Annotated in this window: 16 protein-coding genes; 11 read left to right on the plus strand and 5 right to left on the minus strand. The window is 61.4% G+C overall.

Going from position 1 to position 15,110, the window contains the following annotated elements; all coding sequences use genetic code 11:
* Positions 1-90 precede the first annotated feature (90 nt).
* Positions 91-942 (minus strand): LysR substrate-binding domain-containing protein, encoded by an 852-nt coding sequence (locus K2O51_RS20765; RefSeq protein WP_220631667.1) that lies wholly within the window; start codon positions 940-942, stop codon positions 91-93.
* Between the two features lie 116 nt (positions 943-1,058).
* Here K2O51_RS20765 and K2O51_RS20770 point away from each other — a divergent pair, with 116 nt between their 5' ends.
* The 4 genes from K2O51_RS20770 to K2O51_RS20785 all read left to right on the plus strand — a co-directional run bounded on the left by K2O51_RS20770 (position 1,059) and on the right by K2O51_RS20785 (position 3,817).
* Positions 1,059-1,940 (plus strand): alpha/beta fold hydrolase, encoded by an 882-nt coding sequence (locus K2O51_RS20770; protein ID WP_220631593.1) that lies wholly within the window; start codon positions 1,059-1,061, stop codon positions 1,938-1,940.
* 392 nt (positions 1,941-2,332) lie between these two features.
* Positions 2,333-2,728 carry a malonate transporter subunit MadL gene (gene madL, locus K2O51_RS20775; protein ID WP_011297775.1) on the plus strand — a complete coding sequence of 132 codons (396 nt, stop codon included), beginning with the start codon at positions 2,333-2,335 and terminating at the stop codon, positions 2,726-2,728.
* Between the two features lie 13 nt (positions 2,729-2,741).
* A complete protein-coding gene (gene madM / locus K2O51_RS20780) occupies positions 2,742-3,521 on the plus strand; it encodes a malonate transporter subunit MadM (RefSeq protein WP_220631594.1) in 780 nt (259 codons plus the stop codon).
* A gap of 23 nt (positions 3,522-3,544) precedes the next feature.
* Complete coding sequence (locus K2O51_RS20785; RefSeq protein ID WP_140950075.1) at positions 3,545-3,817, plus strand: hypothetical protein; 273 nt, start codon at positions 3,545-3,547, stop codon at positions 3,815-3,817.
* A 13-nt stretch (positions 3,818-3,830) separates the two neighbouring features.
* On the opposite strand, the gene K2O51_RS20790 is transcribed toward K2O51_RS20785, so the two are convergent.
* Positions 3,831-4,805, minus strand: coding sequence for an MBL fold metallo-hydrolase (locus K2O51_RS20790; RefSeq protein WP_245001943.1), 975 nt, complete (start codon positions 4,803-4,805; stop codon positions 3,831-3,833).
* Positions 4,806-4,943: 138 nt separating this feature from the next.
* Positions 4,944-5,945: a GlxA family transcriptional regulator gene (locus tag K2O51_RS20795; protein WP_220631669.1), complete on the minus strand. Its 1,002-nt coding sequence runs from the start codon at positions 5,943-5,945 to the stop codon at positions 4,944-4,946.
* A 277-nt stretch (positions 5,946-6,222) separates the two neighbouring features.
* Here K2O51_RS20795 and K2O51_RS20800 point away from each other — a divergent pair, with 277 nt between their 5' ends.
* The 6 genes from K2O51_RS20800 to K2O51_RS20825 all read left to right on the plus strand — a co-directional run bounded on the left by K2O51_RS20800 (position 6,223) and on the right by K2O51_RS20825 (position 12,722).
* Positions 6,223-6,909, plus strand: coding sequence for a M24 family metallopeptidase (locus tag K2O51_RS20800; protein WP_011297780.1), 687 nt, complete (start codon positions 6,223-6,225; stop codon positions 6,907-6,909).
* A 229-nt stretch (positions 6,910-7,138) separates the two neighbouring features.
* Entirely contained in the window at positions 7,139-7,342 is a 204-nt protein-coding gene (locus K2O51_RS20805) for a hypothetical protein (protein ID WP_140950077.1), read from the plus strand.
* Between the two features lie 59 nt (positions 7,343-7,401).
* The gene (locus K2O51_RS20810) at positions 7,402-8,436 is read left to right on the plus strand and encodes a GlxA family transcriptional regulator (RefSeq protein WP_011297781.1); all 1,035 of its coding nucleotides are present in this window, start codon (positions 7,402-7,404) and stop codon (positions 8,434-8,436) included.
* A 108-nt stretch (positions 8,437-8,544) separates the two neighbouring features.
* On the plus strand, positions 8,545-9,951 hold the full coding sequence (locus tag K2O51_RS20815; RefSeq protein WP_049796416.1) for an MFS transporter: 1,407 nt from the start codon (positions 8,545-8,547) through the stop codon (positions 9,949-9,951).
* A gap of 89 nt (positions 9,952-10,040) precedes the next feature.
* On the plus strand, positions 10,041-11,498 hold the full coding sequence (locus tag K2O51_RS20820) for an amidase family protein (RefSeq protein WP_220631595.1): 1,458 nt from the start codon (positions 10,041-10,043) through the stop codon (positions 11,496-11,498).
* Positions 11,499-11,549: 51 nt separating this feature from the next.
* Positions 11,550-12,722, plus strand: coding sequence for an MFS transporter (locus K2O51_RS20825; RefSeq protein WP_220631596.1), 1,173 nt, complete (start codon positions 11,550-11,552; stop codon positions 12,720-12,722).
* Here the strand turns inward: K2O51_RS20825 and K2O51_RS20830 are convergent.
* Both K2O51_RS20830 and K2O51_RS20835 read right to left on the minus strand, forming a co-directional pair.
* Positions 12,709-13,077 (minus strand): VOC family protein, encoded by a 369-nt coding sequence (locus K2O51_RS20830; RefSeq protein WP_220631597.1) that lies wholly within the window; start codon positions 13,075-13,077, stop codon positions 12,709-12,711. The two genes, K2O51_RS20825 and K2O51_RS20830, sit on opposite strands and share 14 nt — an antisense overlap.
* Before the next feature lie 185 nt (positions 13,078-13,262).
* Positions 13,263-14,000, minus strand: coding sequence for an SDR family oxidoreductase (locus K2O51_RS20835; RefSeq protein WP_220631598.1), 738 nt, complete (start codon positions 13,998-14,000; stop codon positions 13,263-13,265).
* 192 nt (positions 14,001-14,192) lie between these two features.
* Between K2O51_RS20835 and K2O51_RS20840 the strand changes: the two genes are divergently transcribed.
* Positions 14,193-15,104, plus strand: a complete 912-nt coding sequence (locus K2O51_RS20840) for a LysR family transcriptional regulator (protein WP_011297787.1) — start codon at positions 14,193-14,195, stop codon at positions 15,102-15,104.
* Positions 15,105-15,110 lie beyond the last annotated feature (6 nt).

Raw genomic sequence — 15,110 nt, forward strand, 5'->3', positions numbered from 1 at the left:
CACGCACGGAGTGTGCGATAAGCGACCGCCTGCGTGGGGACGCGGCATTGGTCTTGCACGAGCAGCCCCTCGGGCTGGCTCGCTATCGGTTTATGCGTGCAACTCGGCGACGATGCGCTCCGCCAGAAAATCGCAGGGCGGCCGGTTCGACGTGACACTGCGCGCAAGGATGATCTCAAGCGTGCCGATCTCGGGCAGACCCTGCGCCGACCCGAGCAGCGTAAAGTCGGACGGCACCGCGCACCGCGCCAGCGGGGTGATGGCAAGGCCGGCGCGCGCCATCGTCAGCAGGCCCAGCAGGCTGGGGCTCTCATAGGAGGTGCGATACGCGATCTTGGCGCGCTCAAGGCTTCGGATCGCCTTTTCGCGCGCGACGCTTCCCGGCAGGAACACGGCGATGGGGAGGGGCCGCTCTCGCCAGATTTCCGTGGACCCCGGGTCGGTTGCCCACACCATTGGCTCATGCCGCAGAAACTCGCCGGTCAGCCCTTTGACGCGCGTCGCGCAGACGAGATCCACCGTGCCATCGCGCAGCATCGGCGCGAGCGCGACGCTGGGCAGCCCGATGACCTGGATCTCGACCTTGGGGTAGGTGGCCGAGAACTTCTTCAGAATGGGCGGGAACAGCGACGATGCGTAATCGTCAGGTACGCCGATCACCACGCGGCCCGTGACGTCGGGCCGCACGATCGCCGCCCACGCCTCATCGCGAAGGGCAATGATCCGGCGCGCATACGTCAGCAGAACCTCACCGTCCTGCGTCGGAATCACGCTGCGTGGCTTGCGTATGAAGAGCGCTTTGCCGAGCGCCGATTCCAGCGTTTTGATCTGCATGCTCACGGCCGACTGCGAGCGATGCACGAGGTCGGCAGCCCGGCTGATGGTGCCGGAGTCTGCGACGGCAATGATCATGGTCAGGACGTCGACGTCGAGGGCTTTCATCTCAGTGGTCATGCGTTTGTCCGGGAGGCATCAGAAAATCTGAAGGATTCCATCAATATTATGCGATTTTCTTTTTTCGTGCGCTGCAGCAAAGTTCGCAAAACGGAGTCATTCCAATGAACGCACGAGCGCCCCTGTCTACCTTGGCACTTGCCGGTGCCTGGCCCCAACCCGCCTTTGTCTCCACTGCTTCTGGCATTTCCATTCCCTACGTGGAGGCCGGGAGCGGCGAGCCTATGGTATTTGTGCACGGGTCGCTGTGCGACTACCGGTATTGGGATCCGCAGCTCGCTTCGCTGTCGAAGCACTTCCACTGCTTCGCGCCGAGCCTGGGCCATTACTGGCCGGAGACCTGCGCCTTCGGTCGCGGCGACTTCAGTTGGGAGGCACACGTCGCCGAGATGGCGGAGTTCATCCAGGCGTTGCATCGCGGGCCGGTCCATCTGGTCGGCCACTCGCGTGGCGGCTGCATTACGTTTCATCTGGCGCGCGAATGCCCGCATCTGGTGAAGACACTCACGCTCGCCGATCCAGGTGGCCCCTTGCAGACAACTCCGCAAGCAGAGGCCGCCAAACTCCCGCCGGCCACCCAGGCATTGCGGGCGAAGGCCGCGGAACTGATCGAGCAAGGCGAATTCGATGCGGGCCTGAACCTGTTTGTCGACTCGGTCACCATGCCCGGTTTCTGGGACAAGAGTTCCCCGAGCTTCCGTACGATGGCGCTCGATAATGCGCTCACACTGCCGAAGCAAATGCGTGACCCGTTGCCCGCCTACACGCGCGAGGCTGCCCGTGACATCCAGTGCCCGACGTTGCTGATCGATGGGCAAAAGAGTCCGCGCATGTTCCGCAGCACGGTTGAGAAGCTCCAGGAGTGGATCGGTGGCGCGCAGCGGCAGACCATTGCCGGAGCTTCCCACGGCATGAATATCGCGAACCCCAGCGCGTTCAATCGGGCCGTTGCGGCGTTTAGTGCTGGACTATCACTTCATATCTGAGCATTCGGAGACTGGGGCGACAACCGCGCAATTTGGCGATGCATCGGCCAGCGGGTCAGCAAACGGCTCGCCGCCGAGCATATTGCGAACGATTGCGGACTGCTCACTCATGTCCGGTGACGCGGTATCGCCTGGGCTCGGTGTTTTCCACCTGACATTCTTGTGAGTCGCGAGCGTGCCATCCTGGAACGCGATGGCGACTCCCCAATATTCCAGTATCCGAATGTAGTGTGCCGGAGCGCACTTGTCTCCGCGGGTGTTGCGACACAACGCTTAACCGCACCGTAACGATCGTGCGTCGCTGGTTGATTGATGCACACCAGCACGATTCGTACAGTTGACTGCAAATGACCCCCTTGAGGGCGGCGCCTAAAACAGCAACTGGAGACACCATGATCATCTACGGAACCGCGCTACTGGCCATCTGCCATCTGGTGGGCCTCTACCTTGGCGACCTGCTGGGCGCCGCCATCGGCGTCAAGTCGAACGTTGGCGGCGTGGGCATCGCCATGCTGCTGCTGATATTCCTGCGGCTCTACCTGCATGACCGGGGCCTGATGCCGAAGGAGACCGAGGCCGGTGTGGGGTTCTGGGGTGCGATGTATATCCCCGTGGTGGTGGCGATGGCGGCCCAGCAAAACGTGGTGGCCGCGTTGCGCGGCGGCCCGGTGGCGTTGCTGTCGGCAATCCTGGCGGCGGCAGCTTGCGCCTGCCTGATTGCACTGCTCAGCCGCACCGGCGACCACGAGCCCCTGCCGCCGTTGGCAGCCGAAGCTGCTTCAAAATAAGTGGGAGAACGCCATGACTATCGCTGCTCCGGCCATAATGTTCGATAACGTGCTGCTCCATAACGGTCTCGTGACGGCATTCGCCACCGTCGGCATCGTGATGTGGGTGTCTTCGCAGATCTCGAAACGGCTTACGAAAGGGCGCCTGCATGCCTCGGCCATCGCCATCATGATCGGCCTTGCGCTGGCGTATTACGGCGGCGTGGTGACCGGCAAGGAAAAAGGGATGGCCGATTTCGCGCTGTTCTCGGGCATCGGCCTGATGGGCGGTGCCATGCTGCGCGACTTTGCCATTGTCGCCACCGCCTTCGAGGTCCAGGTGCGCGAGGCACGCAAGGCCGGCATGGTAGGCGCCGTGTCCCTGCTGCTGGGCACCATAGTCCCGTTCATCGTCGGCGCGTTGGTAGCACGGGCGTTCGGCTACAACGATGCGGTCAGCATGACGACCATCGGCGCCGGTGCGGTGACCTACATCGTGGGCCCCGTGACGGGGGCGGCGCTGGGCGCAAGTTCCGACGTGATGGCGCTGTCGATTGCCACGGGCCTGGTCAAGGCCATCATCGTAATGATCGGCACGCCATTCGCGGCCGGCTTCCTGGGCCTGAACAACCCGCGCGCGGCCATGGTGTTCGGCGGCCTCGCCGGCACGGTCAGCGGTGTATCGGCCGGCCTGGCAGCCACGGATCGGCGGCTGGTGCCTTATGGCGCGCTGGTGGCCACGTTTCACACGGGACTGGGTTGCCTGCTCGGGCCTTCCGTGCTGTACCTGGCCACCAAGGCGCTGGTGGGTTGAGCCCGATCCCAGCCGGCGCCATCATGAGCCTGACACACGCCCAGATTCGCCTGGCTTCGCTGGTGGCCACTGGCTACCAGCTGACGATCAGACGTTCGCCGGTCGACGCGCAGCCAGTGTGCGTCGAAGTGGTTCAGCCAGCATCACAGGAAGTGGCAGGACAGGTACCGTGGCGGCACATCCAGCCGCTGCTTCGTGCGAGAAAGGTTGTATTCGATACGGGCGATGCCACGACAGCGACAGCGGTTGTGGCGCCCGGCACCATCAGGACCTTGCAGGAACACGATCTTTGGTAACGGCTGATCGTCCTTACAAGCCGGCGTAGACCATCTTTGTGAACTGGTCGCCGTTGAACACAAAGTTGCCCCATTTCGCATCGAACGCGGCCGTTGGCCTGGCAGCAATGATCTCGTCAAGCGATTTGCCTTGCTGCTTCAGGATCGCCACGCTGCTGCGGACTGTCACCAGCATGTCGCGAAACTCGATCAGCTGCGCGCGCGTGCCGACCGCACCGTGCCCGGGAACGACAATCGTATGCGCAGTAGTACGCGCCACCGCCTTGTCGGCCCATTGAATCGCGCCGTCGATGCTGCCGCCATCCTCGTTATCGATATAGGGGTAGAAGCCGTTCCAGAAGGTGTCGCCGAGCACAAGGACATCTGCTTTCGCGAAGTAGACCCATAGATCTCCGTCGGTATGACCGTGGCCGAAGTTTTCCACTTCGACCCGGCTACCCGCGAACTCGAAGATCTTCCGGTCCTTGACCAGCAAAGTCGGTCGTGCATCGTCCGGCACTGGCTTGAATGTCCAGTTCCAGGCATTGACATGCGTGGTTTCGGTCAGATGCCGGAAGGTATTCTCTTGCGCGACGATGGTGGCGCCGGCCGCATGCATGTCGGCATTGCCATCGGTGTGATCCCAGTGCCAATGCGTGTTCACGACATACTTTAGCGGGGCGGGGCTGATCTTCTCAAGCGCGGCACGCAGTTTCTCCTTCGACTTGCTGATGCCTGCGTCGACCAGGAACTTGCCTTCCTTTCCGGAAAGCACCGTGATGTTGCCACCGGAGCCCATCAGGACGGTGATGTTGTCGCGCAAGGGTTGAACGACGAGATCGGCATCGGCTCGACGCAGATACCGCGCGCCTGCACCGGTATGAAAGTAATCGTCTGGCGTGGTCTGCTGGCTGGCGGGCGATTGCATGGCGGGGGCAACAGCGGTGGCCGCACAGGCGGGCAGCGAGCTCGCCGCAATGAGCGTGGAAAGGAATAGTCGCTTTAGCATGACGTCTTGTGTGTGATGCATAGATGCGGGCGGGATTGCGGGCATCCACGACAAGTATGGCGATGCCGGACGAGCGATAGCATCTGCGCCGGGGGGCGATTCCGGCCAAACGGCGGTGGCTTGAGGTCTACGTCGGTGTCAAGGCCCGGGAATGACCGCGCTTTCTGCCGGCGTGGAAAATGTCGCGCGATACTGCTGGGGCGACACACCGAACCGTCGTTTGAAGATCTGGCGCATATTGTGGGGATCGCCGAAGCCGCATTCATAGGCGATGCGCTTGAGCGGAACCTTGCCGTTTTCGAGCATGACCCGTGCCGCATCGACCCGGGCGCTTTCGACGAAGGCGGCGGGGGTCATCCTGGCTTCCCGCGCAAAGATCCGCGCGAAGTTGCGCAGGCTCATTTTCGCGATGGCGGCCAGGACGCTGACGCTGAGGTCGTCCGCAAGGTGTGCCAGCACGTATTCGCGCACCTGCGCAATCGGCGAGGTCGGCTCCGCGTAGGGCGTCAGGTAGGGACTGAACTGGGATTGGCCGCCCGCCCGCTGCATGACCACCAGCAGCCGTCTGGCGACGCTGAGTGCCACATCGTCGCCATGGTCCTGTGCGAGCAGGTATAGCGAAAGGTCGATGCCAGCCGTCACACCGGCCGACGTATAAAGTTCGCTGTCACGTACAAAGATCCTGTCTGCCTCCACACGGGTCGTGGGGCAGAGGTGCCGGAGCGATTCCGCATCATTCCAGTGCGTGGTAACGGTGCGGTCGTCTAGCAGGCCGGCCCGCGCGAGGGCGAAAGCGCCGTTGCAGATCGAACCGTAACGGCGCGAGGCCGCGCACACGCGTCGCAGCCAATCATACGCACCTGCTTCCCAGACGGCCGAAGGCAAATCCGGCCCGCCCGCGGCCAGCATCAGGTCAAAGCAGGTGTCCGATGGGTCGACGTCGGCATACGCGCGGTGCACTTTGAGCAGCAAGCCATTGGAGCAGGCAACCAGCGCGTCCTCGCCGATGCCGATGACCTCGATCTCGTAGCGCGCGTTACTGGGCACGAAGCGGTTCGCCTCGGCAAACACATCCATCGGACCACTGACGTCCAGGGCCTGCACGCCGGGAAAGACCAGCAGGGCAACAGTTCGAGTCATGGGCGTAGCTTCCAGGGCGCTGGACGAGAACTTCGTTGAACTCCAAACGATAGCGGAAATGGTCTCCCGGGCGCGAGGCTTGCCGTGCCATGGCCGGAATTCCACGTCATTTGGCTCAAGAAACACCCAGAATTCACGGGTGACGGAGACTGGCACGAAAACCACGCGGATTGGCACGTTCCAGCAGTCCGTCAACGCTGCCTTCAGCCATGCGCGCAGGAACAATTCTCCCCTCAAGGGTCGAAGCCGTTTCGGCCTTCTCACAGGAGAGAACAGAATGCGTGAAGTTACCCAATCTCTGGCCGAGCGCGTCGGGCCGGCCTTTTCCGTCGATGGCATGTTGCTGGCTCGTAAGAAGACCCGTGAGGCGATTGCCGAGATCGCCGCTCGCGTCAAACCGGGGATGGTCGAGGAAGACGCCGTTCAGATGGCGAAGCGTGTCATGCTCGACGCCGGCCTTGCGCTGAGCTGGCATCCCGCGCGCGTCCGCTTTGGTCGCAACACCATCAAGCCGATGAAGCTGGCATCCGAGCCAGGGGTGATCCTGCAGGACAACGACATTTTCTTCATCGACATCGCCCCGCGTCTGGACGCCTGGGAAGGTGATGGCGGCGCATCGTTTGTGGTCGGGCAACATGCCAGCTACGCGCGTTGTGCGCGCGATGCCGAGGCGCTCTTCCACGAAATGCGCGGCATCTGGAAGCGCGACCGCCTGACCGGACAGAACCTTTATGCCGAAGCGGACCGTATTGCCACGTCGATGGGCTGGGAGCTCAACTTCGATCTACCGGGTCACCGCGTGTCGGACTTCCCGCACGCCACCATCCACACTGGCTCGCTGGCCGACTTCGATGCGAGCCCGTCGGCGATGCGCTGGATCCTGGAGATCCACATCCGTGATCCCCAGAATCGATTCGGCGCGTTCTTCGAGGACATGCTGCTGGATGATGAGGACTATCTGTGACTTCGGAAATACCCGGGCGCGCTCTGTGCCAGGCAGGACCAGAAACCACCGTCCTTTGGCCTGATTCGATTGCCGTCTGGCATCAGGGAAGCGACGTGTAACGCCTACACTCCCCTTGAAGGCTCGTATGGGTATGCAGGGTCAGCGACGAGCCAGGTCGCGTGTCGCGCTTCGTCTCGGCAAGGACGGTTTAGCGCACTTGCTTCAAGCTACTGAACCGGAGTTGCCGATGTTCGCGCTGCTTTCCGTCACATACGTTCTCCTGGCCGTACTTCTTGGCGGGTACTCAACCTATCTGCTCGCCACGTTGGTCCCGGAAGACGTCCTGGAACAGGCAAGCCGGAACGGCAGATTTTCCGGGCTTTATGACGGTCCGGTCGAGCATGCCACGCCGGCTGCGGCGGATGCGACGGCGTCAGGCTCCGCGTTCTAAAGGCTGATGACAAGAGGCCAAAAGGTGGAAAGTGCGTTATCCGATTTACCGACGTTGACATGAAAACCGCAGCTGTCCTGGTGTTTCCCGAAGTTCAAGGCCTGGATGTCTCCGGGCCGCTTGATGTCTTTGCGGAAGCCAATCGCTTTCTTTCTTCGGAAGACCAGTATTCCTTTGAAATTCTTGGAACTGAACCGGGACGGATACGTTGCTCCAATGGACTGGAAATCCACCCGGATCGCTTGTTTTCTGAATCCAATGGCGCCTATGAGCTATTGCTTATCGCCGGAGGACCCACGTTGCCTCAACAGAGCTTTGCGCCTTCCCTATATGCATGGATCCGGTCGGCGTCTGTCAATTCAGCATGCATTTGCACAATCTGTAACGGCACCTTCCTGTTGGCCAGAGCCGGTGTCCTCGATGGCAAGCATGTCACGACCCACTGGAATGATGCGGCGAGCCTTGCCCGGGAGTGTCCAACGGCCGTGGTGAGCCCTGACAGGCTGTATATCCAGGACGGCAATCTGGTGACATCCGCAGGCGTGACGGCCGGCATCGACATGAGCCTCTATCTGCTGGCAAGAGACCATGGCCGGGAGGTAGCCATCCAAGTTGCCAAGCAGTTGTTGCTCTTTACGCATCGCGCAGGGGGCCAGTCACAGTTCAGCCCTTACCTCAATACATCGGTAGAGCCCAGTTCATTGGTTTCGCGCGTGCACGAGTACGTGTTTGCCAATTTGACCGCGGACCTGTCGCTGAACGTTCTCGCGAACGTCGCGAGAATGAGCGTGCGCCACTTCACGCGGATTTTCATGCGCGAGTCCAACATCAGTGTGATGGACTTTGTCGAAGCCGTACGGCTGGACGCTGCCAGAAGCTTGCTTGAGACAACATCCAGGCCGATCAAGGCAATCGCCTATGAGTGTGGCTTTTCCACGGCACACCGAATGCGTTCGGTATTTCGAAGAAACCTGGGCATTTCACCGCAGGACTATCGCGCGCACTTCCTGGATCCGGCGTCTGGCTCACGGCAGCTCCCTGATTTCCCGGCACGAGACCAAAAAAACCATCGCCATACGCTGATCAACGCCTGAAAAATAGTCCTTCTCGTCAGGGACGGTGAGGCATCCGGATCGAGGAATCCCTAAGTTGAAAAACGATGTTGACTTCAACATTGAAGTCATATTGTGGATTCCTTTTGCATGCAGTCTGCATTACAGCAGGAGACAAAGGTGAACGAAAGAAACAACGGGCGAAATATTGACTTACTGAAAATCGCGGACGACGCGAAATTCAATTCCTTCCACGTATCGATTCTGGCGTGGTGCGCACTGGTCATCATATTTGACGGATATGACCTTGCAGTCTCCGGTATTGCGTTGCCATCCATCATGAAAGACATGAATGTCGACGCTACCCGGGCCGGCATGATGGTTAGCTCGGCACTATTTGGGGCAATGTGCGGTGCGGTGTTGCTGGGGTCCCTGGCCGACCGCATCGGGCGGCGTCGTGCCATTGCGCTTTGCGTGTCCTTGTTCAGTGTGTTTACCGCAGCGGCTGGCCTGGCCAGCGACCCGATTGCCTTTGGCATTGCGCGCTTTATTGCCGGAATCGGGATTGGCGGGGTGATGCCGGCGGTCGTGGCGCAGATGACCGAGTATTCCCCGCGCAGGTGGAAGACGACGTTGGTGACGGTGATGTTCAGCGGCTACTCTGTCGGAGGCATGATTGCCGCCATGTTTGGCAAGGGCTTCATAGGGACCTATGGCTGGCAAGCCGTCTTCTATGCTGCGGCAGCGCCGGTATTGGTGGTTCCCTGGATCTTGAAATATGTTCCGGAATCGCTTTCCTACCTGGTCAAGCACAATCGCACGAAGGAGTTGAGCCGGATTTGTGCGCGGCTGGATGGCACCTATGTACTTCGCCATGATGATGCGTTCGTCATTGGCGCCAACCGAAGCGGCGGGACCACGTTGCGCACGCTTTTCGGCGACGGCAGGGGCGTGAGCACCTTCATGTTCTGGATCGTGTTCTTCATGTGCCTGTTCATGGTTTACGCGTTGAGCTCATGGCTGGCAAAGCTCATGGCCAACGCCGGGTATAGCCTCGGATCGGCGCTGACGTTCGTCCTCATTCTGAATATCGGTGGAATCTTCGGCGCGGTTGGTGGAGGCATGCTTGCAGACCGCATGAACATACGCACTGTGCTTGTCTTCATGTTTGCGCTGGCGGGGGCATCGATTGCACTGTTGGGCTTCAAGTCATCAACGCCAGTGCTGTATTTCCTTCTGTTTGTAGCCGGTGCGTCGACGATTGGCACGCAGATCGTCGTCTACGCTTATGCGGGTCAGTATTATCCCTTGACGATTCGATCGACCGGTATCGGCGTGGGTTCGGGCGTCGGGCGGATTGGCGCCATCTCGGCGCCGGTCATCCTTGGCACCGTGGTCGGCATGCAACTTCCGTTGCATCAAAATTTTCTGCTGATGGCAATTCCGGCTGCCATAGCAATGATTGCCGTTGCCTTTATTGACCGCTCCAATAGTTCGCCTTCAATCCGTGCAACGGATCTGGAGCCGCGGGCTGACGCTGCACGCCTGCAGACTTGATCCGCGAGCACGATGCGGGTTGCTCGCTCTGGTGTCCATCAATGTCCGCAACGATTCTCACGTTACCAGCGGACACGAGATAACAAATAATGTCAGCGAATCCAATGCAAAGTAGCCACTGTACGATCGACGCACCCGAGAACGATCTCTGGCGCTGGTCCGGCGCCGAAATTGCGACTGCGGTTTGTCGAGGGGATGTTTCGGCCGTCGAAGTGGTGGAAAGCGTCTACGCGCGTATCGCCGCAGTCAATCCCATGATCAACGGCATTGTCCATATGGACAGGGAGCACGCGTTGACGGATGCCGGTGCGCTCGACCGGCGGCGCCAGGCCGGCGATCCACTGGGGCCGCTTGCCGGCGTGCCGGTCTCGATCAAGCTTAACGTTGACGTCGCCGGTGAGGCGACAAGCAATGGAAATCCGCTGTGGCTTGATCGCATTGCTGAAGCGGACAGTGGCGTGGTTTCCAACCTGCGCCGTGCGGGGGCCGTGGTCATAGGACGGACAAATGCTCCGCCGCTTTCTTTCCGCTGGTTCACGGAAAACCCCATTTATGGACGAACTCATAACCCATGGTCGCCGGCAGTCACCTCGGGCGGCTCAAGCGGGGGCGCCGGTGCTGCGGTAGCGAGCGGGATGGGGCCGATCGCGCATGGCACTGACATTGCGGGATCCATCCGCTATCCGGCGTTTGTCAACGGTGTCGTCGGCTTGCGAGCAACTACGGGACGCATCCCCGGATTCCAGGCCACTGCGCCACAGCGCTTCTTTGGACTTCAGGCGATGTCTGCGCAGGGCCCAATCGCACGCACGGTTTCGGATGCGCGGCTCGGACTGGAGGCGATGGCTAGCGACGGCGGCATTGACCCGGTCTGGGTCGATGCCCGCCTGAATTACGATGACGATGAGACGCCAACACGCGTTGCGCTGGTAGACGAGATCCGTGGCATCGATATCAGCCCGGAGATTCAACAAGCGCTCTCATCGGCCGCCGCGGCGCTGATCGATGCAGGTTACACGGTCGAACGCGTCGCGTTGCCAGACCTCAAGCGCGGGATGGAGTTGTGGGAAAGCATCGTCATGTCCGAATGCAACCTGGGCATGCTTGCCGCCGTGGATGCAATTGGCGACGCGACCATTAGTACGCCGGTCCGCAACATGGCCGCCTGCGCGCCTGTGCCAAGCCTGGCTGGGTATGCCGCAGCAATCGCTTCACGCGATGAAATGCGCCGCAGCTGGAATATCTTGTTCCAGCGCCATCCGCTGGTGCTCATGCCTACCTCGTGTCGCCAGCCACTGCCGTGGGGCGCAGATCAGGGCTCAGTCGATGAAATGCGTCGCTTGCTGGAAATACAGAGCCCGCTTATGGCGGTTGCCGTGTGTGGGTTGCCAGGGCTGCACGTCCCGACAGGGCTGTCACAGGGATTGCCTGTCGGCGTCCAGCTCGTTGCGCCGGCATTCCGCGAAATGCGGCTGTTGCACGCGGGTGCCATGATCGAGGCGGCCCACGGAACACTGACTCAGCAGCTTTGGGAAAGGCCTTGGTAGCGCACCCACTTCCCAATCCACGTAAACGTCATTCCAGTAAAGGTCATTCAAATGGATCGTCGACTACTGATGCTGGCCCTCGGCATGTTTGCCATGGGAACGGACAACTTCGTTGTTGCCGGCATTCTTCCGAACGTCGCTGCATCGCTGCACACGACCCCGAGCCTCGCGGGCCAGATGGTCACCGTCTATGCGCTGTCCTATGCAATCCTGGCGCCGGTGATGGCGGCTGTCGCGGGGGCGTGGCCAAGAAAGCTGCTGCTGGTCACCGCGCTCGGCATCTTCGTCATTGGCAATGCCATCACAGCCCTTGCGACGGATTTGAACACGGTCCTGTTCAGTCGCGCGCTGGCGGGCCTTGGCGCGGCGATGTTCTCTCCTACCGCATTGGGTGTCGCCACGTTACTGGCGGCTCCTGAGAGGAGAGGGCGCGCGCTTGCCACGGTGACCGCCGGCCTCGCGGGCGCAACGGCGCTGGGCGCCCCGATCGGCACGTTCATCGGTGGGTTCGGCAGTTGGAGAACCACGCTCTGGTTCGTCGCGCTCCTGGGGCTGATCGCGATGATCGGGATCGGGGCCATGCTGCGCTCGGTTCCTCAGCCTGCGCGAATCTCGCTGCGCGATAGGCTGACGCCCCTGCGCGACGTCCGCGTTGCCCTGACCCTGCTCACGTCCCTGTTTGCGTTCGGCGGCTTCCTGATGGTCTACACCTATGCCGGACTCGTGCTGGATTGGGTGACCGGCGGCGACGAACGCGTGCTGGCCGGCATGCTGCTCGTCTGGGGCTGCGCCGCGACAGTCGGGAACATGCTTGCCGGCCGCCTCGTTGACCGCTTCGACAGTCGCAAGATCATCAATGCAGGCCTTTGCATCGGCATTCTCAATTTCTGTGCGCTGCCATGGACTTCGGCATACATGGTCACCGCCGCAGTCTCCTTGGTCGCCTGGGGGCTGGTCGGATGGGGATTGATTGTGCCGCAACAGCACCGGCTGGTAAAAATCGCGCCTCCCATGGCGCCGTTGCTGCTGGCCCTTAACAATACGGCTACCTACGGCGGGCTGGCCTGCTCAGGTGTTCTCGGGGGCATTGTGCTGCTGTTCATCGACCGGCAATACCTCAGTATCGTGGGTGCCGGATTGATCGCGATCGCTCTGGTTTTCGCCGAGGCCGCGCATCTGTGCTCTGCGCGCCTCTCCACGAGCATGCGACCTATGCCTTCGTGAAGATCTCCAAAAAATGCTGGCTCGGATCCTCGAAGTAAATCCGGCGGCCGCCACCGTCCGTGTTGACCTCGCCGGGGCGGCGACGGTAGGGGTCCGCCCAGTACTTCAGATTGCGCGCCTGGATGCGGGCGAAACCTTGCTCGAATTCGGCGTCGCTGACCAGGAAGGCATAGTGCTGCATGGCCACATCGCCTTCCGCGTCCATAAAGTCGAGCGTGACATCGTTGTCCAGCCGTACGGTAAGAAACGGTCCAAAGGGGACCGCCGCGGGACGTCCCAGGATCTCGCAGAGGAAGTCGGCTGACGCCTTCTTGTCGCGGGAAAACACAATGGTGTGATTGAGCTGGATGGCCATGTCGCAACCTCCGGGACGGGGTGGATCTCCAAGGTGCAAGCCTGCGCGGTTCGCCCCCCCACCGTTGCCGCGCCACCCTGGCAGGGTACATGGATTCGACGCTCCGCGATGGCCGAGCCCACGAAGCTATCGGCCGATCGCCAGGAACTGCATGACCGGGCCGCCAGCCGCCGGACCTGTCGGGATCAGGCAACGCCACCATTGGCGCGCAGCACCTGTCCATTGACCCAGGCGCCGTCCTTGCCGGCCAGGAATGCCACGACACCGGCGATGTCCTCGGGCTGGCCCAGCCGTTCCAGCGGCGGCATCCTGGCGAAGGTGTCGATCTGCTCGTCAGTCTTGCCATTGAGGAACAAGTCCGTGGCCACCGGACCGGGCGCCACCGCGTTGACCGTGATGCGGCGGCCGCGCAGTTCCTTCGCGAAAACACGGGTGAAGGCTTCCACTGCGGCCTTGGTGCCGTTGTAGATAGCGTAGCCGGGCAGGTTCAGCGCCAAACTGGTAGTCGACAGGTTGATGATGCGCCCGCCATCGTTCAGGCGCGTGGCAGCTTCGCGCAGGGTATTGAACACACCCTGGGTATTGATCGCGAAATTCTGCGCGTACAGCTCGTCGCTGGTCTGCGCCAGCGGAGCGGTCTTGAGGACGCCGGCGTTGTTGACCAGCACGTCGATCTTGCCGAGTTGGTCTTCGACGGTGGCGAACATGGCATGCACGTGATCAGCCCTGGAAACGTCGGCCTTGACCGCGATGGCAGAGACGCCAGCCTGGGCCAGCTCGGCCACCAGGGCGTCGGCTTCGGCCGCATTGGATGCGTAGTTGATGGCGACGGCGAAACCGTCACTGGCCAGCCGGCGCGCAATGGTGGCACCAATGCCGCGGGAGGCGCCGGTGATCAGGGCAACTTTGGAACTGGTCGTCATGGTCTGAATCCTTGGGTCAGGGGGGTGAGAAGGATTCTGGACTGTTCACCGTCAAAGATAATTACGTGTAAATTGCGATCACAATTCCATTTGCTTTAACTTTCTCCCGGGATTGATCTATCCTGCATTTTTGCGGCAGGGCCTGCGAATCTGGGCGCCGCACGTTATGTCGTTGCTCAACAATTGGCGCTGATGGATCGTTTTCAGGAAATGCAGGTTTTTGTCCGGATCGCCGATCGGCGCAGCTTTTCGCTGGCGGCGGAGGATCTCCAGATTCCACGCGCGACGGTGACCAATCTCATCAAGCGGCTGGAGCAGCGCCTCGGCGTCAGGCTGCTGGAGCGCACCACCCGTCAGGTGCGAATGACGCACGACGGCGAGGCTTACTACCATCGCTGTTTGCGCCTTCTGACCGACCTGGAAGAGGCGGAGAATTCGTTTCGCGACGCGCCGCCCAAGGGCTTGCTGCGGGTGAACCTGCAGGGGACACTTGCCAGGCATTTCGTCATGCCGGCCTTGGGTGAGTTCCTGGCACAGTATCCGGACATCACCTTGCATGTCGGCGAGGACGACCGGCTGGTGGACCTGGTTCGGGAAGGCGTGGACTGCGTACTGCGTGCCGGCGTGTTGCAGGACTCGTCCCTGATCGGGCGGCAGATCGCGTTGTTGGAACAGGTCACCGTGGCAAGCCCGGCATACCTTGAGCGGCATGGCGTGCCGAACACGCTGGATGATCTCAAGCACCACTACGCCGTGAACTACGTTTCCAGCGCGACAGGGCGGCCGAGCGCCCTGGATTTCTACGTTGGCGAGGAAACCGTCGATTTGCAGCTCACGTCGAAGATCTCGGTGACCGGGGCGGATCTCTATACGGGCGCCGCAATCTCCGGACTTGGGCTCGTACAAGTGCCGCGGTACCGGATCGAGAAAGAACTGGCCGATGGCCGGCTACGCATCGTCTTGCCTGACAGCCCGCCGCCACGGATGCCTGTCTCCGTGCTGTATCCGCAGAACCGGCAGCTATCGGCGCGCGTGCGAGTGTTCTCTCAATGGCTGGCGACTCGTTTTGAGGGTCCGGTATCCCGGCCGAAGGAAAGTCACTGACGCGCG

This window comes from Cupriavidus pinatubonensis, assembly GCF_019602855.1.
In the GTDB taxonomy this organism is placed as follows: domain Bacteria; phylum Pseudomonadota; class Gammaproteobacteria; order Burkholderiales; family Burkholderiaceae; genus Cupriavidus; species Cupriavidus pinatubonensis.